28 protein-coding genes and 1 pseudogene are annotated in these 24,082 nt (G+C 54.3%); 27 read left to right on the forward strand and 2 right to left on the reverse strand.

What is annotated here, in order from left to right; all coding sequences use genetic code 11:
- The first annotated feature begins 109 nt into the window (after positions 1 to 109).
- The 16 genes and pseudogenes from ACTUHY_RS02300 (at position 110) to ACTUHY_RS02375 (ending at position 14,322) form a co-directional block, all read left to right on the forward strand.
- On the forward strand, positions 110 to 772 hold the full coding sequence (locus ACTUHY_RS02300; protein ID WP_199846828.1) for a Rha family transcriptional regulator: 663 nt from the start codon (positions 110 to 112) through the stop codon (positions 770 to 772).
- A 3-nt stretch (positions 773 to 775) separates the two neighbouring features.
- Complete coding sequence (locus ACTUHY_RS02305) at positions 776 to 1,000, forward strand: hypothetical protein (protein WP_106788034.1); 225 nt, start codon at positions 776 to 778, stop codon at positions 998 to 1,000.
- Between the two features lie 79 nt (positions 1,001 to 1,079).
- The gene (locus ACTUHY_RS02310) at positions 1,080 to 1,376 is read left to right on the forward strand and encodes a DUF7768 domain-containing protein (RefSeq protein ID WP_325034759.1); all 297 of its coding nucleotides are present in this window, start codon (positions 1,080 to 1,082) and stop codon (positions 1,374 to 1,376) included.
- Positions 1,377 to 3,638 (forward strand): DUF3987 domain-containing protein, encoded by a 2,262-nt coding sequence (locus ACTUHY_RS02315; protein ID WP_441094269.1) that lies wholly within the window; start codon positions 1,377 to 1,379, stop codon positions 3,636 to 3,638.
- A gap of 237 nt (positions 3,639 to 3,875) precedes the next feature.
- Entirely contained in the window at positions 3,876 to 4,439 is a 564-nt protein-coding gene (locus tag ACTUHY_RS02320; RefSeq protein ID WP_427774520.1) for a hypothetical protein, read from the forward strand.
- Positions 4,429 to 4,725 (forward strand): VRR-NUC domain-containing protein, encoded by a 297-nt coding sequence (locus ACTUHY_RS02325; protein WP_441374086.1) that lies wholly within the window; start codon positions 4,429 to 4,431, stop codon positions 4,723 to 4,725. The genes ACTUHY_RS02320 and ACTUHY_RS02325 overlap by 11 nt, the downstream gene beginning before the upstream one ends.
- A pseudogene (locus tag ACTUHY_RS02330) lies at positions 4,722 to 6,076 on the forward strand (SNF2-related protein). The gene ACTUHY_RS02325 and the pseudogene ACTUHY_RS02330 overlap by 4 nt, the downstream one beginning before the upstream one ends.
- Positions 6,073 to 6,504, forward strand: coding sequence for a hypothetical protein (locus ACTUHY_RS02335; RefSeq protein WP_441094267.1), 432 nt, complete (start codon positions 6,073 to 6,075; stop codon positions 6,502 to 6,504). Before ACTUHY_RS02330 ends, ACTUHY_RS02335 begins: the two are co-directional and overlap by 4 nt.
- A 127-nt stretch (positions 6,505 to 6,631) precedes the next feature.
- Complete coding sequence (locus ACTUHY_RS02340; protein ID WP_432643438.1) at positions 6,632 to 7,018, forward strand: HNH endonuclease; 387 nt, start codon at positions 6,632 to 6,634, stop codon at positions 7,016 to 7,018.
- Between the two features lie 160 nt (positions 7,019 to 7,178).
- Positions 7,179 to 7,706 (forward strand): P27 family phage terminase small subunit, encoded by a 528-nt coding sequence (locus ACTUHY_RS02345; RefSeq protein WP_416182029.1) that lies wholly within the window; start codon positions 7,179 to 7,181, stop codon positions 7,704 to 7,706.
- A 13-nt stretch (positions 7,707 to 7,719) separates the two neighbouring features.
- Positions 7,720 to 8,976, forward strand: coding sequence for a site-specific DNA-methyltransferase (locus ACTUHY_RS02350; protein WP_329777265.1), 1,257 nt, complete (start codon positions 7,720 to 7,722; stop codon positions 8,974 to 8,976).
- A gap of 87 nt (positions 8,977 to 9,063) precedes the next feature.
- A complete protein-coding gene (locus tag ACTUHY_RS02355; protein ID WP_320597180.1) occupies positions 9,064 to 9,828 on the forward strand; it encodes a virulence in 765 nt (254 codons plus the stop codon).
- Positions 9,812 to 10,045, forward strand: a complete 234-nt coding sequence (locus ACTUHY_RS02360; RefSeq protein WP_441094265.1) for a DUF4314 domain-containing protein — start codon at positions 9,812 to 9,814, stop codon at positions 10,043 to 10,045. Before ACTUHY_RS02355 ends, ACTUHY_RS02360 begins: the two co-directional genes overlap by 17 nt.
- Positions 10,046 to 10,145: 100 nt before the next feature.
- The gene (locus ACTUHY_RS02365) at positions 10,146 to 11,042 is read left to right on the forward strand and encodes an amidoligase family protein (protein WP_320597178.1); all 897 of its coding nucleotides are present in this window, start codon (positions 10,146 to 10,148) and stop codon (positions 11,040 to 11,042) included.
- Positions 11,043 to 11,181: 139 nt separating this feature from the next.
- The gene (locus tag ACTUHY_RS02370; protein WP_320597177.1) at positions 11,182 to 11,625 is read left to right on the forward strand and encodes a DUF7698 family protein; all 444 of its coding nucleotides are present in this window, start codon (positions 11,182 to 11,184) and stop codon (positions 11,623 to 11,625) included.
- 72 nt (positions 11,626 to 11,697) lie between these two features.
- Positions 11,698 to 14,322, forward strand: a complete 2,625-nt coding sequence (locus tag ACTUHY_RS02375; protein WP_320597176.1) for a terminase large subunit — start codon at positions 11,698 to 11,700, stop codon at positions 14,320 to 14,322.
- A 35-nt stretch (positions 14,323 to 14,357) separates the two neighbouring features.
- On the opposite strand, the gene ACTUHY_RS02380 is transcribed toward ACTUHY_RS02375, so the two are convergent.
- On the reverse strand, positions 14,358 to 14,651 hold the full coding sequence (locus ACTUHY_RS02380) for a helix-turn-helix domain-containing protein (RefSeq protein ID WP_012938432.1): 294 nt from the start codon (positions 14,649 to 14,651) through the stop codon (positions 14,358 to 14,360).
- Complete coding sequence (locus tag ACTUHY_RS02385; RefSeq protein WP_320597175.1) at positions 14,648 to 15,004, reverse strand: type II toxin-antitoxin system RelE/ParE family toxin; 357 nt, start codon at positions 15,002 to 15,004, stop codon at positions 14,648 to 14,650. The genes ACTUHY_RS02380 and ACTUHY_RS02385 overlap by 4 nt, the downstream gene beginning before the upstream one ends.
- A 118-nt stretch (positions 15,005 to 15,122) precedes the next feature.
- Between ACTUHY_RS02385 and ACTUHY_RS02390 the strand changes: the two genes are divergently transcribed.
- The 11 genes from ACTUHY_RS02390 to ACTUHY_RS02440 all read left to right on the forward strand — a co-directional run bounded on the left by ACTUHY_RS02390 (position 15,123) and on the right by ACTUHY_RS02440 (position 24,082).
- Positions 15,123 to 16,388 (forward strand): phage portal protein, encoded by a 1,266-nt coding sequence (locus ACTUHY_RS02390; protein WP_320597174.1) that lies wholly within the window; start codon positions 15,123 to 15,125, stop codon positions 16,386 to 16,388.
- The gene (locus ACTUHY_RS02395) at positions 16,378 to 17,091 is read left to right on the forward strand and encodes a head maturation protease, ClpP-related (protein WP_288274192.1); all 714 of its coding nucleotides are present in this window, start codon (positions 16,378 to 16,380) and stop codon (positions 17,089 to 17,091) included. Before ACTUHY_RS02390 ends, ACTUHY_RS02395 begins: the two co-directional genes overlap by 11 nt.
- A gap of 12 nt (positions 17,092 to 17,103) precedes the next feature.
- The gene (locus ACTUHY_RS02400) at positions 17,104 to 18,300 is read left to right on the forward strand and encodes a phage major capsid protein (protein ID WP_288274191.1); all 1,197 of its coding nucleotides are present in this window, start codon (positions 17,104 to 17,106) and stop codon (positions 18,298 to 18,300) included.
- A 30-nt stretch (positions 18,301 to 18,330) separates the two neighbouring features.
- A complete protein-coding gene (locus ACTUHY_RS02405) occupies positions 18,331 to 18,603 on the forward strand; it encodes a head-tail connector protein (RefSeq protein ID WP_320597173.1) in 273 nt (90 codons plus the stop codon).
- The gene (locus ACTUHY_RS02410) at positions 18,603 to 18,923 is read left to right on the forward strand and encodes a phage head closure protein (protein WP_278815706.1); all 321 of its coding nucleotides are present in this window, start codon (positions 18,603 to 18,605) and stop codon (positions 18,921 to 18,923) included. Before ACTUHY_RS02405 ends, ACTUHY_RS02410 begins: the two co-directional genes overlap by 1 nt.
- A gap of 2 nt (positions 18,924 to 18,925) precedes the next feature.
- The gene (locus ACTUHY_RS02415; protein WP_320597172.1) at positions 18,926 to 19,369 is read left to right on the forward strand and encodes an HK97-gp10 family putative phage morphogenesis protein; all 444 of its coding nucleotides are present in this window, start codon (positions 18,926 to 18,928) and stop codon (positions 19,367 to 19,369) included.
- A complete protein-coding gene (locus ACTUHY_RS02420) occupies positions 19,366 to 19,770 on the forward strand; it encodes a DUF3168 domain-containing protein (RefSeq protein WP_320597171.1) in 405 nt (134 codons plus the stop codon). The genes ACTUHY_RS02415 and ACTUHY_RS02420 overlap by 4 nt, the downstream gene beginning before the upstream one ends.
- A 1-nt stretch (position 19,771) precedes the next feature.
- Positions 19,772 to 20,257 (forward strand): phage tail tube protein, encoded by a 486-nt coding sequence (locus ACTUHY_RS02425; protein WP_320597170.1) that lies wholly within the window; start codon positions 19,772 to 19,774, stop codon positions 20,255 to 20,257.
- Between the two features lie 15 nt (positions 20,258 to 20,272).
- Positions 20,273 to 20,647, forward strand: coding sequence for a hypothetical protein (locus ACTUHY_RS02430; protein ID WP_288274195.1), 375 nt, complete (start codon positions 20,273 to 20,275; stop codon positions 20,645 to 20,647).
- A 71-nt stretch (positions 20,648 to 20,718) separates the two neighbouring features.
- The gene (locus ACTUHY_RS02435) at positions 20,719 to 20,994 is read left to right on the forward strand and encodes a hypothetical protein (RefSeq protein ID WP_442826456.1); all 276 of its coding nucleotides are present in this window, start codon (positions 20,719 to 20,721) and stop codon (positions 20,992 to 20,994) included.
- On the forward strand, positions 20,978 to 24,082 hold the full coding sequence (locus ACTUHY_RS02440; protein WP_442826457.1) for a tape measure protein: 3,105 nt from the start codon (positions 20,978 to 20,980) through the stop codon (positions 24,080 to 24,082). Before ACTUHY_RS02435 ends, ACTUHY_RS02440 begins: the two co-directional genes overlap by 17 nt.

Consider the following 24,082-nt stretch of genomic DNA (forward strand, 5'->3'; position numbering starts at 1 on the left):
ATCCGGATAAAAAATATCTCTTTTCGAGTACTTAAACCAGCGGATTCTGTCCTGTTACTGGTGAGAGGAAAAAATCCTCGAAACTTTGTAACGAAAGGTGGAATCCGCTATGAAAAATTTGATCCCAGAAGATGAGCTTGGTGTGTTTGCTGATCAGGGAGGTGTGCCAAGGGTCGACAGCCTGTTTGTCGCTGATGTTTTTGATAAACAGCATTTCCATGTTCTGCGTGATATCGCAAAAATCACTGAATCCAAATCTGGATTGAGTGAAACGTTCATTGCATCCAACTTTGAGTCCAGTACATATCGTGATGCCAAAGGCAGAAAACTGCCACGATACCTGCTTACCCGCGATGGCTTCACGATGCTGGTCATGGGCTATACAGGCCCGAAGGCGATGCACTTCAAGGAACTCTACATCCAGCGTTTCAATGAGATGGAACAATGTGTCCGGTCACTCCTGTCTGCCCGGCAGGAATTCCCGATGCTGACGGACATGATCTGCCGCCTGCATGAATGCCCGAAACCTTACCATTTCAGCAATGAATGCGACATGCTGAACCGCATCGTTCTCAGGATGTCGGCCAAACAGTTCCGGCTGGCTAACGGCATCGAAAAAGGGCAGAGCATCCGGCCATATCTTACGGCACAGCAGATCCATGCCCTGGACCGACTGCAGCACCTGGATTACGGGTTACTGTATTCCTGCCCAGACTTCCAGCAGCGCAAACAGCTGCTCATGGCCTATTACAAGACAGAACTGGAGGGGTAAACTATGTTTTATGTGAAGGAAACCATCAACGATTCGCTGGAAGTGAAGGTGGAAATCAACGATGAGAATGTGTTCTGCCATTGCCCGGTCTGCGGCAGGGAGGTCTCTGTGAACCTGGAGGACGTGCTGGGAGATGGCCGGGGTGACCTGTTTGGCACATCTGTCATGTGCGAAGACTGCTCCCGGGAAATGATGGAGGTACAAAGTGGAGACAGACCTGAAGCATAACGCAGAGCACTAACCGGATCCCACGGCGTACCAGGCCATCCGGAATACAGAGCCTCCCCGGTTCCCGTTCCGGCCCATCGTGTACGTATGTTCACCTTACGCGGGGGACGTGGAACGGAACATCCTGCGGGCCAGGCGCTGCTGCCGGTATGCCGCAGACCAGGGGTGCATCCCCTTAGCTCCCCATCTGCTCCTGCCCCAGTTCCTGGACGAAAGGACGGAACGGGACCTGGCCCTTTTCATGGGGCTGGCGCTCCTCTCCAAGTGCGCGGAACTCTGGGTCTTTGGAGAAACCATCTCCCCGGGGATGGAACTGGAGATCCGGCAGGCCCGGAAGAAGGGGAAACCCATCAAGTACATCTATGAGGTGATTTAGGTGAAATTTACTTTGTTTACCGCATCCTGTACCGGCAGGGAAGCCAACTGCCGGTATCCCCAGAAACGGGAAATCCAGAATGCCCAAGACCTGAAAGAGGCGGCAGCCTTCGACCATGTCTGCGCGGCCTACAAGAACAGCTACCGAAGCCGGGACAATTTCCTCTGGTCCGATGTGGCGGTGATGGATTGCGACAATGACCACACGGAAGATCCAAAGGACTGGGTGACGGGAGAAAAGCTCCTCTCCATGCTGCCAAACGTGGCCGTGGCCATCGTCCCCTCCCGGAACAACGGAAAAGCCAAGGAAGGCCGGAAAGCCCGGCCCCGGTTCCATGTGTATTTCCCCATCACCGAAGTGCAGGATGAAAAGGCCTATACGGCTCTGAAGCAGGGGATCCGGGAGCAGTTTCCTTTCTTTGATGAAGCGGCCTTGGATTCTGCCCGGTTCCTGTATGGAAGTCCGGCAGAATCCGTTCTGTGGCAGGAAGGGGAGCGCACCATCATAGAATTCCTGGCCGGACTGGAATCGGCGGAATCTAGTCCCATGGAACCGCCCTTCTACACGGGGAATTCCATCCCGGAAGGCAGCCGCAACAATGCCCTGTCCCACTTTGCCGGCCGGGTGCTGAAGCGGTATGGAGATACGGACAAGGCCTATAAAGCCTATCTGGAACGGGCTGCACAGTGCGAACCTCCTCTTTCGGAGAAGGAACTGGGAACCATCTGGAAAAGTGCCCTGAAGTTCTTCCGGAACAAGATTGAAAGCAGTGAAGGGTATGTCAGTCCGCAGGAATACAACAATCCCTATCCCGGATGGAGCGAGCCCCTGCCATTATCACGTTTCACAATGGCTCCATTTCCGGTCGATGCGCTGCCGCAGCCGATTGCTGATTATGTGAGGGCCGTAGCGGAAAGCACACAGACACCTGTGGATATGGCGGGGAGCATCGTACTTTCCGTACTTTCGACCTGTCTGCAGAAGAAATACCGGATCCAGGGAAAGCCTGGCTGGGTGGAGCCGCTCAACACTTATGTGATTGTGATTGCCCCGCCGTCCGAAAGAAAGTCATCCGTCCTGCATCTCATGCTGCAGCCGGTCAACGATTACGAGACCGAGTACAACAAACAGAATGCCGCTGCGGTGGAGGCTGGGAAGATGCAGAAACGTGTCCTGGAACGCAGACAGAAGGCAGTCGAAGACAAGGTCGCCAAGGGAAATGCCAAACCGGAAGAACTGAAACGTATCGCACAGGAGGCCGCTGACTTTGAGGAAGTAAGCCCCATGCAGCTTTATGTGGACGACATCACCACGGAAAAACTGGTAGCCGTCATTGCCAAAAATCATGGCCATGCAGCTCTCATTTCCAGTGAAGGAGGTATCTTCGACACTCTCTCCGGTATCTATACGAAGACGGTCAATATCGATGTCATGCTGAAGGGGTACTCCGGAGATACGATCCGAGTGGACCGTATCGGGCGTGAGAGTGAAAGCATTATGGATCCGGCACTGACAATCCTCCTGATGGCACAGCCGAACGTGGTCTCATCCGTATTGAGCAACACCACATTCCGGGGACGCGGTCTTACGGCGAGGTTCCTGTACAGCATGCCAGTCTCGTCAGTGGGAAAAAGGAAGTATCGGAGTAAAGCTGTGACGGACGAAACCTACCGCGGCTATGAACAACTTGTGGTGAATCTCCTGGAAGATGAGTATCCGGAAAAACCGCAGACCATCACACTCTCTCCGGAAGCGGACAGGGAGCTTGAAGCATTCGCAAACTGGCTGGAGCCGAAGCTCACAAACGACTATGCAGAAATGGCTGACTGGGCCGGAAAGCTTGTCGGCAATGTACTGCGCATATCCGGACTCCTTTGCAGGGCTTCCGTTTACCAAAGCCATGACTTTCTTATGGTGCAGGATGCCTTGTCCGTCACCGGGAAAACCATGTCAGATGCGATACGTCTTGGAAAATATTATCTTAACCATGCACAGGCCGCCTATTCCGTCCTGCCGGAAAATGACATGTACGAGAACGGGAACCTGATCCTCCAGAAAATCAGGGAGCGGCGTCTCACCGCCTTTGACAGGCGGGAAGCTATGCGCATGTGCCGGAGGTTTAAGACCGTGGACAGCATCCAGCCGGTTCTCGACTTCCTTGAGGATTACGGGTACATCATGCAAAAACCGCAGAAATACTCAGGCACGGGCAGGCCACCACTGCCCAAATATGCCATCAACCCCTGGTTGAAGGAGCATTGACTGGGTTCTGTCCTTTTGTCCTGAGGTTGTCCTGATTTTTGTGGTCAGTCTCAGAGCAGGCACCATGCGGGTTTCCGGCTTTGTCCTTTTTGTCCGAAAACTATAAAAAAGTAAAAAGTACTTACTTACTTACTCTATATATTATTCTACTAAAAAATATAAAAATATTTATTTAGGGACAAAACAGACAAAATGGACAAAACCCGGAAAGCCAGAAAATACGGGGGTTTTAACACTATGGGTGATGAATCAGAGGAAAAAATGGCTGATGGCAGAAAGGACAAAAGTTATTTTGCCCGCAGCCAGAAAATATTACGCGAATGGGGAGCACCGCTCTCAGGATGGCATTGCCAGGAAGTTTATGATGTACGAGAAGATGACATGGAGGCGCCGCTTCACACCTGTGAGCTCTGCGGCTGCAGGAAGGTACGGTTTGTGCATGTGATGAGGCATCCTGACTACTTTGAGGATGTAGCCGTTGGCTGCATCTGCGCCGGAGTCATGGAAGGGGATATCCTTGCCGCCAGGGAACGGGAACGGCTTATGCGGAACCGTTCCAAACGGAAACGCAGTTTTCCAGGACGCAAATGGGAGCAGACCTCGCATGGCTGGCGTCTCACTTATCACGGAGAGCAGATTCTCATTGGACGCAGCCGCCGCAATCCGAAACATCTCGGCGTGAAGTGCCGCGGTAAGTGCATCTGGACCTATAAGGGGAAGCCCATCAGAAACTTTCTCTCCGCCGCCTACGCCGCATTTAATCTTGTTGACCCAATACCGGAGGTGAATCATGAAGAATGAAAAGCAGATAGAGCAAAAGCTGGTGACGGAAACGAGGAAGAAAGGCGGACTGGCTGTGAAGTTCGTTTCCCCTGGATATGCTGGTATGCCAGATCGGCTGGTTCTTCTCCCTGGTGGGAAGCTGGCCTTTGTGGAAGTGAAAGCACCGGGGAAGAAACCACGGATGCTGCAGGTGAAACGGCACGAAAAACTTCGGGAGCTGGGGTTCCAGGTGTTCGTCCTGGATGCCACAGAAGATATCCCCGGGCTGCTGGAGACCATTGCGGAAGGAGGTGATGCCCAATGAAGTTCATACCCCATGCATACCAGACCTATGCCATCGAGTACATCAAGACCCACCCGGTGACGGCTCTCCTGCTGGATATGGGCTTAGGTTCGGCAAGACGGTGACGACCTTGACGGCTATTCGGGATTTGATGTATGACTCCTTTGAAGTCCACCGGGTTTTGATCGTTGGACCCCTCAGAGTAGCGAGAGATACATGGCCGGAAGAAATCCGGAAGTGGGACCACCTGAAGGACCTGACCTGCAGCGTGGTCGTGGGGTCCGTGACGGAACGGAGGCGGGCCCTCCAGAAGCCAGCGGACCTTTACATCGTGAACCGGGAAAACCTGGTGTGGCTTTGTAAGAACTGCCGGCTGGATTTTGACATGGTGGTCCTGGATGAACTGTCCTCTTTCAAGAACCAGCAGGCCCAGCGGTTCAAAGCCATGAAGGCCCTGCGGCCCAAGGTGAAACGGATCGTGGGCCTTACCGGGACACCCAGCGGCAATGGTCTTATGGACCTGTGGGCGGAATTCCGGCTCCTGGACATGGGAGAGCGGCTGGGGAGATACATCAGCCAGTACCGGAATGCCTACTTCCAGCCGGACAAACAGAACGGGATGGTGGTGTTTTCCTACAAGCCCCTGCCGGGAGCAGAGGACGCCATCTACAAGAAGATTTCGGACATTACCGTGTCCATGAAGGCCACAGACTATTTGCAGATGCCGGATTTGGTGCGTGTGAAAACCGAGGTCAATCTTTCGGACTCGGAGCGGAAGCGGTATAATGACTTCAAAAAGTCCCTGGTGCTGGAATTGCCGGATGGAGAAGTGACGGCAGCCAATGCGGCTTCCCTTACGCTGAAGCTGACCCAGATGGCCAACGGAGCCATCTACACCGATGAAGGGCAGACCATCCATCTCCATGACCGGAAACTGGATGCCCTAGAGGATCTGGTGGAAAGCGCCAATGGACGGCCGGTGCTGGTGGCCTACTGGTTCCGGCACGACCGGGAACGAATCTGTCAGAGGATGGAAGCCAGGGAGCTGAAGGAGAGCAAGGACTTTGCCGACTGGAATGCCGGGAAGATCCCGGTGGCCCTGATCCATCCGGCTTCTGCCGGTCACGGCCTCAACCTGCAGCAGGGCGGGTCCATCCTGATCTGGTTCGGGCTCACCTGGAGTTTGGAACTCTACCAGCAGACGGTGGCCAGGCTGTGGCGGCAGGGGCAAACAAGCAGGACCATCATCGTCCAGCACATCGTGACGAAAGGCACCATCGATGAACGGATCCTGAAGTCCCTGGAGAAGAAGGACAGTTCCCAGGCGGCTCTGATTGAAGCCGTCAAAGCGGATTTGGAGGGAAAAGCATGAACGCGAAAGAGTACTTGCAACAGGGATTCTACCTGGATAAGAAAATAGAGAGCAACCTGCGGGAGGTGGCTGAGCTCCGGCACCTGTGCCTGGGGATCTCCGCAGCCGGCCTGGAAGAAAGCCACAACCCCAACCGGCCCACGGAAGCTCCCTTCGTCCGGACCATCGAGAAGATCTGGGAGCGGGAGCAGGAGATCAACCAGGAAGTGGACCGGCTGGTGGACCTGAAGTATGAGATCGGCCAGGTCATCGACCGGGTGGAAGACGAAGCCCAGCGGCTGGTCCTCCGGGACCGGTACATCCACTTCGATGCCTGGGAGGATATTGCCCGGAGCATGGGCAAAGGAATCCGGTGGGTTTATGCCGTCCACAGTGATGGGGTGGCAGCCGTTGAAAAAATTTTGGAGGAGTGCAGTAAAATGCAGTAACAATGCACTAGAATTCAACAGCCCCTTCGTGGTATGATAGAATCACCAGAAAAGGGAATAAAGAGAAGCCTTGCGGGATATAAGAATCCTACAAGGCTTTTTTCATGCCCGAAGGGAGGTGGCAGCGTTGCCCAGAAAACCGAAACGCCCCTGTTCTTATCCAGGCTGCCCGAACCTGACGGACGGTCGGTACTGTGAGAAGCATCAGAAGATCATCGCCAAGCGGTACGAAAAGTATGAACGCAGTCCTGTGAGTAAAAAACGGTACGGCCGGACCTGGAAGAAGATCCGAGATGCTTACGTAGCCAGCCATCCTCTTTGCGAACTGTGTCTGAAGCATGACCGGTATGTGGTGGCGGAAGAAGTTCACCATAAGAAACCGCTGGCGGAAGGCGGCACCCATGCCTGGAACAACCTGATTGCCCTATGCAAAGCCTGTCACGCAAGGATTCATGCCCAAAGAGGAGATCGATGGCACCAAAAAGTCACAAGAAAAAGTGGACTATCAGAATGATAAATCTGAAACAAAGTGATATACCCAGGGGGCGTATGAATCTCTGGAAGCCCGGAAAGCCAGAACGGGCGAGGGGTCACGCGCGCAAAAAACGCGTATTCAAACAAGGTATTGACCCATGGAAATAAGGGGGGTGTGAAAAATAGCCAAAGACGGAACCATGCGGGGCGGACTCAGAGTCGGCCAGGGGCGGAAACCCAGGGCCCTGCTGGATAAACTGCCGGACAATCCGGGGAAACGGCCTCTCAAAGTGATGGACCTGCCGGAAGGGGCGGACCTTAACGGAGAAGATATGCCGGAACCCAAAGCCTACATGAAGGAAAAGCAGCGGAACGGCGGGAAGCTGGAAGCCGAAGAAATTTATCGGGAAACCTGGCTGTGGCTCAAGGCCCGGCACTGCGAAAAGCTGGTGAGCCCTCAGCTCATCAGCCAGTACGCCATGGCCGTCTCCCGGTGGATCCAGTGCGAACACGCCATTTCGGAATACGGGTTCCTGGCCAAGCACCCCACCACCAATGCGGCCATTGCTTCTCCATACGTGACCATGGGCCAGAACTACATGAAGCAGGTGAACCAGATCTGGTATCAGATCTACCAGGTGGTGAAGGAAAACTGCTCCGTGGAGTTTGCCGGCAACACGCCCCAGGATGACGTGATGGAGCGGCTGCTGCGGTCGCGGAAGGTATGACAGGGAGGAAAGTATGGAAAAAACAACCAAAGAGATGAAGCTCATCCCCATTGATGAGCTGATCCCCTATGTAAATAATGCCCGGACCCATTCCCCGGAACAGATCAACAAGCTCCGGGCCAGCCTCCGGGAATTCGGGTTCATCAACCCGGTGATCATCGATAAGGACAAGAACATTATCGCCGGCCATGGCCGGGTGATGGCAGCCCGGGAAGAAGGGATTAAAGAAGTGCCCTGCGTCCTGGTGGACTACCTTACCGAAGCCCAGAAGAAAGCCTACATCCTGGCCGACAACCGGATGGCCCTGGATGCCGGATGGGACGAAGAAATGCTGCGGGTGGAAATTGAATCCCTCCAGGGAGCGGACTTTGATGTGAGTCTCACCGGCTTTAGCGATGACGAAATCGCCCATATCTTCGATGAAGAAACAGAAGCCAAAGAAGACGACTTCAACGTGGAAGAAGAACTCCAGAAGCCGGTGTTTTCCAAAGACGGAGACCTCTGGCAGCTGGGAAAGCACCGGGTCCTGTGCGGGGATTCCACCAAGCCAGAAACCTATGCTCAGCTCATGGACGGGGTGAAACCCAACCTGGTGCTGACGGATCCCCCGTACCTGGTCAACCTTCGGAGCACCTCCGGGAAGATCAAGAACGATGACCTGAACGACCAGGAAGGGTACGAGTTCCTGAAGAAGGCATTCACCTGCTTCCATGAAACCATGGCGGCGGATGCTTCCATCTATGTGTTCTATGCCACCATGAAGGCCCGGGTGTTCTACGATGCCTTCGAAGATGCAGGCTTTAAGGTCGGGGCAGGGCTCATCTGGAAGAAGCCCAAAGCTCCCTTTATGCGTACCGATTGGAAGTTCAACATGGAGCCCATCATCTTCGGGTGGCGGAAAGACGGGAAGCACAACTGGTACGGGGACCAGAAACAGAAAGCGGTCTTTGAGTTTGACGGGATCAAGAACAGCAAGGAGGACGGCTTCGGCCACCCCTCCAGCAAGCCCGTGCCCATGCTGGCCTATCTGATCAAGCTGAGCAGCCAGATCAACGGGGTGGTGCTGGACGGGTTCCTGGGGTCTGCTTCCACCCTGATGGCCTGCGACCAGCTGGGCCGGATCTGTTATGGGGTGGAGCTGGAACCCAAGTTCGTGGATGTAGCGGTGAAGCGGTACCTGGCTTCCCATGAAACGGAGAAAGAAAGTGTGTATGTGATTCGGGACGGGAAAAAGTGCACCTACCAGGAAGTGGCAGGTGCGGAAAAATAAGTACAAAAAGGGCCACATTTTGCTTGCTATTATTCGCCTTTGGAGTGATTAATAACAGTACCAAAATACCCTAAGGAGGTACTAAAAATGAAGGTTGAATACTACAGACAAGGTGCAGCGAGAAAAGAACTGGTGCAGGCCATCAGCGACATTACCTGCACAAAGGCGAAATACCTGTTTCTTCCCACCCGGGCCTACCAGATCGGCAGCATTCGGGTGGAGGAATTCGGAACCGTGGAATGTGAAGACGCCGACCTTCTCCAAAAGGTGGTGAAGGAACTGGTGAACCTGGGAATCCAGCCTGCAGAACCGGTGGATTTTTTAGAGGAAACGACTCCGGAGACCACGGAACCGGTGGAGGAACCGGAAGAAACCCCGGAAACAGAATCGGCTCAGGATGATTTGGAACCAGCAGAAGAACCGGAAACGGAGGGGGCCGATACCCTGACCATTTCCCTGCCGGACGATCTGACGGAAGAGGAGTTTACCAAACTTCAGAACCTGGTGGCTTCCAAAGCTAGCCTTTTCAAAAAGGCCCTGGGGACCGATGACCTGACCATCCAACGCTCTGACGGGAAGATTTCTTTCCCATGGTTCCATGGAACTGACAGCGCCAGAGCCCAGGCCTATGCCAAACTGGTGACAGCCCTTTGCCAAATGGCCAAGAAATCCAAACGGATCATCGCCAAAGAGCACGAAGTGCTCAATGAGAAATACACCTTCCGATGCTTCCTCCTGCGGCTGGGGTTCATCGGACAGGAATACAAGGAATGCCGGAAGATCCTGCTGGAAAACCTCAGGGGATCGGCAGCTTATCGGGATGGGGTGAAATGCCATGAGATTTCTCAATAAAGAGATGCTGGAATTCCTGAAACGGGAGTACCCTGCCGGCACCCGGGTCCGGCTGATCCGGATGGATGATTCCCAGGCGCCGCCTTTGGGGACGGAAGGAACGGTGACCGGTGTGGACGATATGGGGTCCCTTCTGGTGGATTGGGACAACGGATCCCACCTGAATGTGATCCATGGGGTGGATAAAGTACAGAAACTGAATAAAGAAGCAAAATAGTTAATAATTATTCTCAAAATCCCTTGCTATTATGTGCGTTTAGAGTGATATATACACATGCCAAAGAACACACAACCTTAGCGAAAGGATGACGAGAATTATGAAAACACTGCACTTCGGAATTGAAATGGAAATGACGGGGATTACGAGAGAAAAGGCTGCCAACCTGATGGCCGGTTTCTTCGGAACAGGCTGGGGAACCCACCAGGGCGGAGTCTACGACACCTGGACCGCCACCGACGACCTGGGCCGGACCTGGAAGGTCATGAGCGATTCCAGCATCCATGCCCAGAGAAAAGTGGGCGGCCGGATTGAAAGCGCCTCTACGGAATACCGCACGGAAGTGGTGAGCCCCATCCTTTCCTACGACGACATTCCGAAGCTGCAGGAAATGGTACGGACCCTGAGAAAAGCAGGGGCCATGGTGAACACTTCCTGCGGGATCCACATCCATGTGGGTGCCGAGAAGTTCACCCCGAAAACCCTGCGGAACCTGGTGAACCTGATGGCCAGCAAGGAAGACATGATCTACCATGCCCTCCAGATCGACCCGATCCGGGAAGGCAGATACTGCCGGAAAACGGATGCAGAATTCCTGAATGAACTGAATAAAAAACAGCCCAAGACCATGGAAGCCTTCGCCGATGTGTGGTACCTCCAGGCACCCTTTGGCAGAGAAAACCATTACAACAGCAGCCGGTACCACGGCCTCAACCTCCACGCCACCTTTACCAAAGGGACGGTGGAATTCCGGCTTTTCAACGGCACCCTCCACGCCGGGGAGATCAAGGCATACATCCAGTTTTGCCTGGCGGTGGCCCATCAGGCCCTGACCCAGAAGAAAGCCTCCTCCAGAAAGACGGAAACGGACAACGAAAAATACGCCTTCCGGTGCTGGATGCTCCGGCTGGGGCTCATCGGAGACGAATTCAAGACCTGCCGGCTGCACATGCTGAAACACCTGGCCGGGAATTCCGCCTGGAGAAATGCCGCCTGAAGGAGATAGCCACAGACAGGGAATGGGGCCGCAAGGCCCTGTTTCTCTCCTTGTATACTTACTTGCTATTCTCTGTCTTTAGAGTGATATATGTACATGCCAAAAGGCAAAGGTACACAATCACAAGGAGGAAAACAAAATGACAAAGATGGAAATGCTGGAAAGATTCTACGAACGGCACGAGGAACTGGAAAGAAAGTTTGATGCAGCAGAAAAAGCCGGAGATACCAAGGCCATGGACGCCTGCCAGGATTCCCACCAGGATCTTCTCCAGGAAGTTCGGGTGGAAGGGGAAGCCTTCGGAGACATGATGCGGCTTTACAGCGAAATGAAACAGCAGGGGAACAGCCGGATTGACCTTTCCGGAATTTACCGGAAGCCGGAAGAAGTGATCAGGATCTTCCGGGAATTTGGGGTGGCCGAATTCACCTTCTCCTCCACCTGGTCCAGCGCCATCCAGGTTTCCTGGGCCTTCACCCAGATGGGATGCACCCTGAAAGGCATGACCGAAGTCCACGGATCCAAACGGGATTTCCAGACCGGCGAATACGAAAAAGTCCCCGCCTTCCTCTTCAGCCTTTGAGAAACGGGGATAAACAAGGAGCCTGCAGGCTCCTTTTCTTATGGGTATTTTCTATGAAAGGAGGGAGGCCCCATGCGGAAACTTAAAAAGTACAAGCCCACCAAATTCAAAGCCAAAACGTCCACCTATAACAAGGAACTGGCAGATTACGCCGTAGCCTTCATCGAGAGCCTGTGCCACACCAAGGGGACCTGGGCCGGCCATCCTTTCGAACTGATTGACTGGCAGGAACAGATTATCCGAGATCTGTTCGGGACGGTAAAGCCCAATGGCTATCGGCAGTTTAACACGGCTTATATCGAGATCCCCAAGAAGCAGGGAAAGCAGCTGGCCCTTGATACGCCGATCCCGACTCCTGATGGCTGGAAGACCATGGGAGAACTTACGGTGGGAGACCGGGTATTTGATGAAACGGGAACCCCTTGCCATATCGTGGCCAAAAGCGCGGTGGATGACACGGAACAGGCCTATCGCCTGACCTTCCGGGACGGTTCCTCCATTGTGGCCGGAAAGCGCCATTTGTGGGATGTGGAATACATTCACGGGAAACGGAAGAAAAAGGAATGGACCACAGGAGAGATCTATAAAAAGGTCAGGGCATACAGAGAACGTTTTACAGGAACCCCCGAAGCGCGTCGGTCCTTAATCCGAATCCCCGTTGCCAGCCCTCTGCAGACGCTTCCCGCACAGTTCCCCCTTGATCCGTACCTTTACGGATACTGGCTGGGGAATGGATGTGCCAACGAACCCTGCATCACCATCCGGACAGAGGACGTGGAAGAAGTCCTGTCCCATATTCCTTATGAAACGCATAACCGCTATCCACAGAAGTGCGGCGGGAGCGATGTGGTGTATTTTGATGAATTGCGGGACATCCTCGTACCGACCTTCCGGGATAAAAGGATCCGTCCGGAATATCTTCGGGCATCCGAGGCACAGCGCTGGCGACTTCTCCAGGGCCTTGTGGATTCTGACGGGAGCATCGGGGACAAAAAAGCACAGAGTACCTATACCAGCACGATCAGGCAGCTTGCCCTTGATGTGCGGGAACTGCTCTGGAGTCTTGGCATCAAGAACGCCATGACGGAAGGGCCTTCCCTGCGGTATGGCAAACCCACCGGGGAAACGCTCTATGTCATCCGGTTCACTTCATTTTCTGACCAACCGACATCACAACTGAAAAGAAAAAGCAGCCGGAAGAGGGAACGTGTGAAAAAGACACGCTCCCTTTTCCATTATCTGGAGAGCATCGAGCCGATGAAGGAAAAAGTCCCCATGCAGTGCATCCAGGTGGACAGCCGGAGCCATTGCTACCTTGCAGGGCGGTCTTTTATACCGACCCATAACAGTGAGCTGGCCGCAGCTGTGGCACTCCTGCTCTGTTGCGGGGACGGGGAAGAAGGGGCCGAAGTCTATGGCTGTGCCGCAGACCGGCAGCAGGCCTCCATCGTTTTTGAAGTAGCGGCCGATATGGTCCGGATGTGCCCGGCTCTCAGCAAGCGGGTCAAGATCCTGTCTTCCCAGAAGCGGATGGTGTTTCGTCCCACCAACAGCTTCTACCAGGTTTTGTCTGCAGAAGCTTACTCCAAGCACGGGTTCAACATCCATGGGGTGGTGTTTGATGAGCTCCACACCCAGCCCAACCGGGAACTATTCGACGTGATGACTAAAGGTTCCGGGGATGCCCGGATGCAGCCTCTGTACTTCCTCATTACCACAGCAGGGACGGATACCCACAGCATCTGCTACGAAGTCCACCAAAAGGCCATGGATATCCTGGAAGGGCGGAAGCATGATCCCACCTTCTACCCGGTGATTTACGGGGCTGCGGAACAGGATGACTGGACCGACCCGAAGGTGTGGAAGAAAGCCAATCCTTCCCTGGGGATCACCGTGGGAATCGACAAAGTGAAGGCCGCCTGTGAATCCGCCAAAGAGACACCCAGCGAAGAGAATGTGTTCCGTCAGCTGCGGCTGAACCAATGGGTGAAGCAGTCTGTTCGGTGGATGCCTATGGACAAGTGGGATGCCTGTGCTTTTCCGGTGCGGGAGGAAGATCTGGAAGGCCGGATCTGCTATGGCGGCCTGGACCTTTCCAGCACCACGGACATTACCGCCTTTGTGCTGGTGTTCCCTCCTTTGGACGACCAGGACAAGTACTGCATCCTGCCCTACTTCTGGCTGCCGGAAGAAACCCTGCCCCTTAGGGTAAAGCGGGACCATGTGATGTACGACATCTGGGCCAAACAGGGATTCATCCAGACCACAGAAGGAAATGTCATCCACTACGGGTATATTGAAAAGTTCATCGAGAAACTGGGTGAACGGTTCAATATCCAGGAAATCGCCTTTGACCGATGGGGTGCCGTACAGATGGTCCAGAACCTGGAAGGAATGGGCTTTACGGTGGTCCCCTTCGGACAGGGATTCAAGGACATGAGCCCTCCCACCAAGGAGCTTATGAAGCTCACGCTGGAGCAGCGCATTGCTCATGGAGGGCATCCAGTCCTTCGATGGATGATGGATAACATCTACATCCGGAGAGATCCTGCTGGCAACATCAAGGCAGACAAGGAAAAGTCCACGGAAAAAATAGACGGGGCCATTGCCACCATCATGGGCCTGGACCGGGCCATCCGGTGCGGAAACAATGCCCATGAGAGTGTTTATGACTCCAGGGGGTTGCTGTTTGTATAAAAAAAGACCCTGCTCAAAATTGGGCAGGGGAGATTTTATACACTTAATTTCTTTTTGGGCTCAAAGGATATTTTTAAAACCATTCCCATTCCTTCTGCTAAACGTTGCAGGATTTTTAGGGATGGATTGCGGGTTCCATTTTCGATTCGGCTGATTTCTGTTTGTGCAATCCCAGCTTTTGCAGCTAATTCCTTCTGGGTAAGGTGTTGATTAATTCTTGCGTCCACAATAGCACGGATGATATTCATCTCGGGTTCAAGTTCCATATAAGCGGAAGCGAAATCAGGATCTTTCATTTGTTCCGCTTTGAATTCTTTTAAAGTTTTCATTTTGCCTCCTCCATTCGTCTGATGTAATCGGCTCGACGTTCTTGTGCCAGACGGATTTCCTTCTGTGGTGTTTTCATTGTCTTTTTTATAAAGCCATTGGTGACAATGATTTTTTGGCCAATATAGAAGAAAAATAAGGCACGGGAAATATCGCTCGCTAGCTTACATCTCAACTCAAAAATACCATCTCCCAATGGCTTAGTATAGGGCTCTCGAAGTGCAAATCCTTTATCTTCAAGAATTTCCATCATTTGAACCATTTTGGTTCGCATTTTTGTGTTGAGGCTTAACAAAAAATCTTCAACAGGTTTTTGACCGTTTTCCGTTTCGTAGAAAATCACTTCAAATTCCATTTGTACCTCCTGATACCATAATATGAGTTATATCTCATTATGTCAAGAAAAATAATAAAAATTCCAATAGATTTAAGAAAACAGATGGATTGGAAACCTATGTGAAAGGAGCAGTTTTATGAATTTTCTCTCCAAACTCTTCAAATCCAGGGACAAGCCCAAAAACAGTCTTCTGGGAGGAGGGCACTGGTTCTTTTTCGGAGGTTCTTCTTCCGGTAAGGCGGTGAACGAGCGGTCTGCCATGCAGATGACGGCGGTATACGCCTGCGTAAGGGTCCTATCGGAATCCATTGCCGGCTTGCCCCTCCATCTCTTTCGGTACAACAGGGAGGGAAATGGGAAGATGCGGGATTTCAATCATCCCCTGGCCGGGCTTCTTCATGATGCCCCGAATCCGGAGATGACCAGCTTCGTCTTCCGGGAAACCCTTATGACCCACCTTCTGCTGTGGGGGAATGCCTTTGCCCAGATCATCCGGAACGGGAGAGGGCAGGTGGTAGCCTTGTATCCCCTGATGCCGGACCGGATGGAAGTGTGCCGGGACGGGAATGGGGAAATCTACTACCTCTATACCAAAGCCACCGATGAAAATCCGAAAATCAAAGAATACGGCACCGTCCGGCTCCGGAAGGAGAACGTGATGCACATTCCCGGCCTTGGGTTTGACGGCTTGGTGGGCTATTCTCCCATTGCCATGGCCAAGAACGCCATCGGCATGGCCATTGCCTGTGAGGAGTTCGGGGCCAAGTTCTTCGCCAACGGAGCGTCTCCCAGCGGGGTCCTGGAACATCCGGGGACCATCAAGGATCCCCAGCGGGTCCGGGAAGCCTGGCAGTCCCAGTTCGGGGGAAGTTCCAACGCCGGCAAAGTAGCCGTTCTGGAAGAAGGGATGAAGTACTCTCCCATCGGAATTTCCCCGGATCAGGCCCAGTTCCTGGAAACCCGGAAGTTCCAGATCGATGAGATTGCCCGGATCTTCCGGGTGCCCCCTCATATGATCGGAGACCTGGAAAAATCCACCTTTTCCAACATCGAGCAGCAGTCCCTGGAATTTGTGAAATATACCCTGGGGCCCTGGGTGTCCCGATGGGAACAGGCTATGAGTCAATCCCTCCTGACCCCGGAAGAACGGACCCGGTATGAAATCCACTTCAACGTGGATGGTCTGCTCCGGGGCGACTACGAAAGCCGGATGAACGGCTATGCCGTAGGACGGCAGAACGGGTGGCTGTCCGCCAACGATATCCGGGAGCTGGAGAACATGAACCGGATCCCGGAAGAAGAAGGCGGAGACCTGTACCTGATTAACGGGAACATGACGAAACTAAAGGATGCCGGGCTGTTTGCAGGAACCGGCAGCAAGGAGGAAACCCATGAAACGTAAATTTTGGAACTGGGTGAAAAACGAAGGCGACGAAACCCGCACCCTGTACCTTTCCGGAGAAATCTCCGATGAAACCTGGTTCGGGGATGAAGTGACCCCGAGACTCTTTAAAGATGAATTGATGACCGGCAGCGGGGACATTACCCTCTGGATCAATTCCCCGGGGGGCGATGTGTTTGCGGCGGCCCAGATCTACAACATGCTGATGGACTATCCGGGACAGGTGACCGTAAAGATCGATGGGCTGGCAGCCTCTGCAGCCAGCGTCATTGCCATGGCTGGGAGCCAGGTGGAAATGTCCCCTGTAGCCATGATGATGATCCACAACCCCATTACCGTAGCCATTGGGGACAGTAAGGAAATGCAGAAGGCCATCGACATGCTGGCCGAAGTAAAAGAAAGTATCGTGAACGCCTATGAAATCAAGACAGGCTTGTCCCGGAACAAGATTTCCAGGCTGATGGATGCAGAGTCCTGGTTCAACGCCAAGAAGGCCGTGGAACTAGGCTTTGCCGACTCCATCCTCTATACCGATGAAGGTCCAGAGAAAAATCTGGACGTAGATGCCATGCTGTTCAGCCGGGCGGCAGTCACCAATTCTCTGCTGACAAAGCTGTCCATCAATCAAAAAACTAACGAACTTGTATCCAACAAGGTCCCCGCGGACAAACTCATGAAGCGGCTGGGCCTTCTTGTGCATTAAGGAGGAATATCCATGAATCAGATCCTGAAACTGAGAGAAGAAAGAGCCAACACCTGGGAAATGGCTAAAGCCTTCCTGGAGTCCCACCGGGATAAGGACGGCATGGTCTCTGCAGAAGACAGCGCTGTCTATGACCGGATGGAAGAAAAAGTGGTGGCCCTGGGCAAAGAAATCGAACGGCTGGAACGCCAGCGGAACATCGATGATGAAATGAATCAAACCATCGATACGGCACTGAAGGGAAACCCGGGGGCTGGGCTGATGAAACCGGACGAAAAGAAAGGCCGGGCCAGTGATGCCTATGGCAAAGCCTTCTGGCAGGCCTTCCGGGGCAAGGGGAACATCCAGGAAGTGAAGGATACCCTGACCATTGGCTCCGATCCGGAAGGCGGGTACCTGGTCCCGGATGAATACGAACGGACCCTTGTGGCGGCTCTCCAGGAAGAGAACTTTTTCCGCAGTCTGGCCCATACCATCCGCACGTCTTCCGGGGATCACACGATCCCTGTTGTAGCCAGCCATGGGGAAGCGGCCTGGATGGAAGAAGGCAGTGCCTACCCGGAAAGCGACGACACCTTCAGCCAGGTGAACCTGGGGGCTCACAAACTGGGGACCGCCATCCGGGTTTCCGAAGAACTGATGAACGACAGTGTCTTTGACCTGGAAAGCTACATTACCCAGGAATTTGCCCGGCGCATCGGGACCAAGGAAGAAGAAGCCTTCCTGGTGGGCGATGGGAAGCATAAGCCTCTGGGGGTGTTCCAGGGTGCTGAAGTGGGAGTAACGGCAGCGAAAACGGCCATTACTTTTGATGACATGATGGACCTGTACCACAGCCTTCGGACTCCTTATCGGAGAAATGCTTCCTGGATCCTGAACGATTCCACGGTGAAGGCTATCCGGAAACTGAAAGACAACAATGGGAACTACATCTGGCAGCCTTCCGTCCAGGTGGGCCAGCCGGACCGGATTCTCAGCCTGCCTTACCGCACGTCCAGCTTTGTACCGGAACTGGCAGCCGGGAACAAGGTCATTGCCCTGGGGGACTATTCCTATTACTGGATCGCCGACCGGCAGGGCCGGAAGTTCAAACGGCTCAGCGAGCTCTATGCAGCCAACGGGCAGATCGGGTTCCTGGCCAGCGAACGGGTGGATGGCCGTCTGATCCTGCCGGAAACCGTGAAAGTTCTGGAAATCCAGGCCGGCTGATGAATTTGCAGGGAGGTGATGGGATTGGCAATGACGGGACTCGTAACACTTGAGGAAGCAAAAGCCTACCTTCGGGTAGACGGAAACGAGGAGGACGACATTATTGCCCGTCTCATTGCTTCCGCTGAAAGGCTCTGTCTGGATACCATCCGAAAGGAAGACCCGGAAGAAAAGGCGGCTTTTAAAATGGCCGTCCTTTTCGCGGTATCCTATCTCTACGAGCACAGGGAGGATGCAGATTACCACAATCTGCTCCTCACCCTGCGCTCTCTTTTGTTTGGGGAACGGAGGGATGCGTTCTAATGAAAATCGGGAAGATGGACAAACGGATCACACTCCTTCAGCCCAAGCCCACAGAAGACGGCTACGGAGGCTTCCATACAGACTATGAAGAGGTGGAGCGGATCTGGGCCCAGGTGATCCAGACTAACTATGCCGAGCAGGAAGCCCAGGGGACTCCCATGAATCGGGAACAGCTGCGGCTGAAGATCAGGCCCCGAAAGGATTTGAAACGGGGATGGAGACTGAGGCTCGCTGGAGAACTGTACGAAATCGAGACTGTGGACAACACCTACCGGGACAGCACCACCCTGATCGTCCATCGGTATGAACAGGGGGTGTAGCCATGGCTGTTTTTACGGTAAAAGTCCCGGAAGGGGAACTGAGCAAAGCCATCCGGCAGATTTCCGCCTGGGATGGAAAGACCCGTCTCCGGGTGGAAGCGGCCCTCAAAAGAGGAACCAATGCGGTATACCGGGAGGCCCGGCAGCGGGTCCCGGTCCGGTCGGGGAAGCTGAAAAAATCCATCAGGCAGCGGTTTTCCACCGTGAAGCTGGAAGGGCAGGTGTTCAGCAACCAGCCCTATGCCCATCTGGTGGAATTCGGCAGTAGGGCCCATACGGTAAGGCCCAAGAAGAAAAAGGCCCTCCGGTTCTTTAAGGGAGGCCCTGTGTTTACGAAACGGTCCCGGATTCCGGCCCAGGCAGGGAAGCCCTTCTTCAAGCCTTCCTACGACTATGTGGAACCCCAGCTGCTCCGTGATGTGAAGAAAGCGGTACAGGAGCCATGAAGAGATTACCCAATAACGCAGTGCATAAGGCCTTGGTGGCCTTTCTCAGGAACCATACGGGACTGGCCGTCTATGACTATGTGCCCCAGGAAGCGGTGCTGCCGTTCATTACCCTGGGGACCATGACGGTCCAGGACAAGTCCACCAAGACCGATGACATGACCCACCTTTCGGCTCATATCCACATTTACAGCAACTATAAGGGCCGGTATGAAATCAACTCCCTGGCGGAGAAGCTCATCAACCTATTCGGAATGGAGCAGTTGGACCTTACGGGAGACGAGTTCTACGTAAGCGCCCAGGGAGTGGATTTCTATGAAACCTACCCGGAGGATGAGACCGGCTACAGCGGGGTGATCACCCTGGAAGTCCTCATCCAGAACATCCATAAGGAGGAATAATATGGCAACGACAACGTTTCCCAGCCGGAGTGAAGCCTCCAACACGGCCACTGCCGGCAAGGACTATCTGATCTATTTAAATGCAGGAGAATCCGACACCAATCCCACCTGGCTGTTGTTAGGAGGCCAGCGGAGCGGGGACCTGACCCGGCAGGCGGACGAAATCGACGCCAGCAGCAAAACGTCCAGCGGGTGGAAATCCACTATCCCGGGTCTCCGGAACTGGTCCCTGGATCTGGAAAGTGTGTACCTGGCAGGAGACAAGGGAGCCCGGTTCCTGGAAGCCTCTTTCCTGGCCGGGAAGCAGGTCCACATCAAATTCGAATATCCAGACAAGAGCTATGTGACCGGTTGGGGTTCCGTGACGGAATGCAGCCTGTCCACCCCTCATGATGACGTGGCCACCCTCTCCGGGACCATTTCCGGGGACGGGCCCCTCAGTGAACTGAAGAGTGCGGATGGAACGGCTGTGACCACCGGCAAATAGGAGGAAAAGAATAAGATGAAGAAAATCGATTTTGAAGTCTTCGGCCCTGGCCAGTATCTGTATTTCGACATCGGCCGGCTGATCCAGGTGGAAAACATTACCGGCAAGAGCGCTGGGGACATTATCCGGAATCAGGAACTGAACCTGGGGATTCTGACAGCGCTTCTGTCCATCGGCCTCCGGCAGCACGGAATCAAGAATCCCCAGTGGTACGCCAATAAGATGCAGGAGCTGATCGATGAAGGCCACGAGATGGACGAATTCGTCCAGCCGGTGGTGAAGGCCATCGCCGGTTCCGGCATCCTGGGGAAAGAAGTGTACTATGCCATCTTCCCGGAAGAGGAACCAGATAAAGAACAGGCGAAGGGGAAAACGAAGCCAAAAAACTGACAGAGGGACAGGAAGAAGTCCCGTCTTTTAACGAGTGGCTGGGGTGGGCGGAAGATGTGGCCTATGGTCTCTTGCATCTTCTGCCTGCCCAATTCTATGCCCTGACTCCCATGGAACTGGACAGAATGGCTGAGTGCCGGACCATAGCTGAACAAAGGAAAAAGTGGGAGACCGCCTATTGGGTGGCCTGCCTGATGAGCGTCCATACGAGAAAGCCTGTACGGACAGAGAAACTCATGAAACCCTTCCTGCCTAAGAAAACAGGCAGCGAAATCGCAGCAGAGCGGGATGCCTTCTTCGAGGAATTCAGACGGAAAGGAGCTGACGGACATGGCAACCATCGCTGACCTTCTGGTCAAGATCGGGGCGGATACCTCCGATCTCCGGAAAGAACTCAATGCAACCAAACGTCAGATCAAGACCGCCTTTGGGAGTGACGCCCTGGATCTCTCTAAAAAGTCTCTGGCCGTTCTGGGCGGCATCGGGGCCGGGCTGGCCGCCCTGGGAGTGGCTTCTGTGAAAGCAGGGGCCAGTCTCCAGAGTACAAAGACCGCCTTCACCAATATGCTGGGGAGCGCGGAAAAAGCCCAGGATTTCCTGGCCAAGATGCAGGACTTTGCAGCCAAGACCCCCTTCGAGTTCAGCCAGGTGTCTCAGGCAGCCCAGAAGTTCATTGCTTTTGGGTTCTCTGCAGAGCAGGTTATACCGACCCTTACGGCAGTTGGGGATGCAGCTGCCGGCGTAGGCCTGGGGGCGGAAGGCATCAACCGGATCACCCTGGCTCTGGGGCAAATGGCCGCCAAATCCAAGGTCCAGGCCGGTGAAATGATGCAGCTGACGGAAACCGGGATCCCGGCCTGGAAAATGCTGGCAGACCAGATCGGGGTTTCCGTGCCGGAAGCCATGAGCATGGTGTCCAAAGGGGCCATTGACGCGGCAACCGGGATCACAGCGCTGGTCAGCGGCATGGAGCAGAGTTTCGGCGGCATGATGGACCAGCAAAGCCAGACCATCAGCGGCACCTGGTCCACCCTCATGGACGGGCTGGAACAGTCCGCGGCCCAGGTAGGACTCCAGATTGCAGAAGCTCTGAATCTGACGGGGCTCTTCCAGTCCCTGGGGGATATACTGACCAACTTTGCCGCAACGGTTCAATCCTCTGGATTAACAGAAGCCTTGCTTACGGCCATCCCTCCGGAATTCCAGGCCGGCATTATTTTGATTGTTTCCACCTTGACCGGCCTTGCCATTCCGGCCATCAGCCTTTTCGTGACCAAAGTGACCCTGATGGCTGCCCCCTTCATTGCGGCAGTTACGGCAGCGGCTCCTTTCATTGCGGTGGCGGCTGCTGTTGCTACGGCCCTCTATGCCATCGTAAAAAGCGGGATGACCGTGGAAGATGTGCTGGGAACCATGGGCATCAAGATGGAAACGGTTACAAGGGCTGTGGATGCCGTCCGGACCATGATGAGTGCGGCGGCCCAGGCAATCATCGCCAATCTCCAAGCTCTGGAACCTGTGTTCACCCTGGTGGCGGCGGTGATGGGGGCTGCCTTCTATGCGGCTCTGCAGGTGATCGGCGGTGTGGTCAATGGGGTGCTGAATTTCATCAGCGTCCTTAGTGAATGCGTCACTTGGATTTTAAATGCCTTCACCTATCTGGTGGAAGGCATCGGGGCCTGCATCGATGAAGTGGGAAGCATCCTGTCGGATATGGCAGGCAGCATCCTTCCCTCCTGGGCTTCCAGCGGTCTATCTACCATTGCCAATTTTGTCAGCGAAGCCATCAGCTGGCTCTCTAGCCTGATCCAGAAGATCCTGGAAACCAACAATGCCCTGGGATCCATGGGCGGGGAAAACGGTGGAGGCGGTGGTGGCAGTGGCGGCAGTGCTCCTGCCAAACGGGAATTCAAGCTGCCGGACTTCAGCAACCTCCGGGGCGGGGGTACGGACATTCCGGCTCCTTCTGGAGGAGGTGGCGGAGGCGGTTCCGGTGGCGGCGGTGGCGGACGGGGCGGAAGCTCCGGTGGAGCGGACCAGCTGGCCAATGCCGCTGCCCAGACCAGCAAGAGCATCGAAGAAGAATGGTTCCGGACCTTCCAGACCAAGAGTGCCCTGGTGGACCGGTGGTACAAGGAAGAAACGGATGAACTGGAGAAATCCAAATCCGCCAATGAGAACTACGAACGGGATAAGACCCGTCTGGCGGAACTCTATGCCCAGAAACGTCTGGATGCCCTTTCTGAAGAACAGGCCAAAGCCCGGGAACTGATGAACAAGGCACGGGACCTGTCCTTTGATGCGGTGACGGCGAAACTCACCTTGTATGGTTCCAAGCAGGAGCAGGAAGTCATGAAGATGCAGTCCGACATGGAAAAGGCGGTGGCTTCCATCGATGACAAGTACGCCAAACTGTCCCAGGACTTCATTAGTCTCACCAGTGCAGAGAAGGCTGTGTTTTTAAATGCCCTGAAGGAAAAGGGCATCGCCTATGAACAGACCAGTGCCAACGAGATCGCCTTTGACAAACAGGCTAACCTGGAAAAAGCGGCGGCCTACAAAAGCTACATGGAAGAACGGAATGCCTACTTTGCCCAGGGGAAAGACATCCAGGCGGCTCTGGATGAAGCCTATAACCAGAACTCCCTGGCTCTGCTGCAGGAGACTCTCACAGCAGAAATGGCCCTCCGGCAAAGCAACATCGATGCGGAAAAGTCTCTCATGGATACCTACCAGGAAGCCTATATGAATGCCCATATGGGAACCCTGGAACTCATTGCGGACATGGCATCCACCACATTAAGCGGTCTGGAGACTGCCTTTACGGATATCCTGACCGGAGCCAAGAACGCCAAGGATGCCTTCCTGGATCTGGGAAAGGCCATGCTGAAAACCATCGCCAGCTATTTCTCCCAGATGCTTTCCGGGATGCTGGTGACGGCTCTATTTGGGGATAAACTCAATGCGGCCAGTGCAGCCAAGACGGTGGCCCAGGGAACAGCAGCAGCCGGGGCTCTGGCACCCGCGGCCTGGCTGAAACTGGTCATCGACCCCTCTGCCGGGCCGGTGGCTACGGGTCTATTGGCTGGTGGGACATCTGCAGCGGTGGGGATCGGCATGGCGGCTGCAGCAACCAATACGGCTGCAGGAGCGGCACAGGGAGCTGGAAAGACACCCCACTATGCCAAAGGCGGGTATTTCACAAGACCTTTGGTGGGTGTACTGGGGGATGCCGGGGACGAAGTGGCCCTGCCCCTGAACCGGGCGGTGTTCGACAGCATTGCCGAAGGAATCGTGAATTCGTCTGAAGCCAATGATAACCGGGAAGTGGCCACCACCTTCAACAACTATGGGGACATCAACAACGCCGCGGATCTGGATGATCTGATGGACGGGTTTACCGACGCTGTACTGGCGGGACTGAGAGGTGCATAA

This window comes from Acidaminococcus nyctereutis, assembly GCF_052216985.1.
GTDB classification, from domain to species: domain Bacteria; phylum Bacillota; class Negativicutes; order Acidaminococcales; family Acidaminococcaceae; genus Acidaminococcus; species Acidaminococcus fermentans_A.

Bases quoted from the DNA above. Each gene is read 5' to 3' on its own strand.
- ACTUHY_RS02300 (WP_199846828.1), top strand. From the start codon at position 110: ATGAAAAATTTGATCCCAGAAGATGAGCTTGGTGTGTTTGCTGATCAG.
- ACTUHY_RS02305 (WP_106788034.1), top strand. From the start codon at position 776: ATGTTTTATGTGAAGGAAACCATCAACGATTCGCTGGAAGTGAAGGTG.
- ACTUHY_RS02320 (WP_427774520.1), top strand. From the start codon at position 3,876: ATGGGTGATGAATCAGAGGAAAAAATGGCTGATGGCAGAAAGGACAAA.
- ACTUHY_RS02325 (WP_441374086.1), top strand. From the start codon at position 4,429: ATGAAGAATGAAAAGCAGATAGAGCAAAAGCTGGTGACGGAAACGAGG.
- ACTUHY_RS02335 (WP_441094267.1), top strand. From the start codon at position 6,073: ATGAACGCGAAAGAGTACTTGCAACAGGGATTCTACCTGGATAAGAAA.
- ACTUHY_RS02345 (WP_416182029.1), top strand. From the start codon at position 7,179: ATGCGGGGCGGACTCAGAGTCGGCCAGGGGCGGAAACCCAGGGCCCTG.
- ACTUHY_RS02350 (WP_329777265.1), top strand. From the start codon at position 7,720: ATGGAAAAAACAACCAAAGAGATGAAGCTCATCCCCATTGATGAGCTG.
- ACTUHY_RS02355 (WP_320597180.1), top strand. From the start codon at position 9,064: ATGAAGGTTGAATACTACAGACAAGGTGCAGCGAGAAAAGAACTGGTG.
- ACTUHY_RS02360 (WP_441094265.1), top strand. From the start codon at position 9,812: ATGAGATTTCTCAATAAAGAGATGCTGGAATTCCTGAAACGGGAGTAC.
- ACTUHY_RS02365 (WP_320597178.1), top strand. From the start codon at position 10,146: ATGAAAACACTGCACTTCGGAATTGAAATGGAAATGACGGGGATTACG.
- ACTUHY_RS02370 (WP_320597177.1), top strand. From the start codon at position 11,182: ATGACAAAGATGGAAATGCTGGAAAGATTCTACGAACGGCACGAGGAA.
- ACTUHY_RS02375 (WP_320597176.1), top strand. From the start codon at position 11,698: ATGCGGAAACTTAAAAAGTACAAGCCCACCAAATTCAAAGCCAAAACG.
- ACTUHY_RS02380 (WP_012938432.1), bottom strand. From the start codon at position 14,651: ATGAAAACTTTAAAAGAATTCAAAGCGGAACAAATGAAAGATCCTGAT.
- ACTUHY_RS02385 (WP_320597175.1), bottom strand. From the start codon at position 15,004: ATGGAATTTGAAGTGATTTTCTACGAAACGGAAAACGGTCAAAAACCT.
- ACTUHY_RS02390 (WP_320597174.1), top strand. From the start codon at position 15,123: ATGAATTTTCTCTCCAAACTCTTCAAATCCAGGGACAAGCCCAAAAAC.
- ACTUHY_RS02395 (WP_288274192.1), top strand. From the start codon at position 16,378: ATGAAACGTAAATTTTGGAACTGGGTGAAAAACGAAGGCGACGAAACC.
- ACTUHY_RS02400 (WP_288274191.1), top strand. From the start codon at position 17,104: ATGAATCAGATCCTGAAACTGAGAGAAGAAAGAGCCAACACCTGGGAA.
- ACTUHY_RS02405 (WP_320597173.1), top strand. From the start codon at position 18,331: ATGACGGGACTCGTAACACTTGAGGAAGCAAAAGCCTACCTTCGGGTA.
- ACTUHY_RS02410 (WP_278815706.1), top strand. From the start codon at position 18,603: ATGAAAATCGGGAAGATGGACAAACGGATCACACTCCTTCAGCCCAAG.
- ACTUHY_RS02415 (WP_320597172.1), top strand. From the start codon at position 18,926: ATGGCTGTTTTTACGGTAAAAGTCCCGGAAGGGGAACTGAGCAAAGCC.
- ACTUHY_RS02420 (WP_320597171.1), top strand. From the start codon at position 19,366: ATGAAGAGATTACCCAATAACGCAGTGCATAAGGCCTTGGTGGCCTTT.
- ACTUHY_RS02425 (WP_320597170.1), top strand. From the start codon at position 19,772: ATGGCAACGACAACGTTTCCCAGCCGGAGTGAAGCCTCCAACACGGCC.
- ACTUHY_RS02430 (WP_288274195.1), top strand. From the start codon at position 20,273: ATGAAGAAAATCGATTTTGAAGTCTTCGGCCCTGGCCAGTATCTGTAT.
- ACTUHY_RS02440 (WP_442826457.1), top strand. From the start codon at position 20,978: ATGGCAACCATCGCTGACCTTCTGGTCAAGATCGGGGCGGATACCTCC.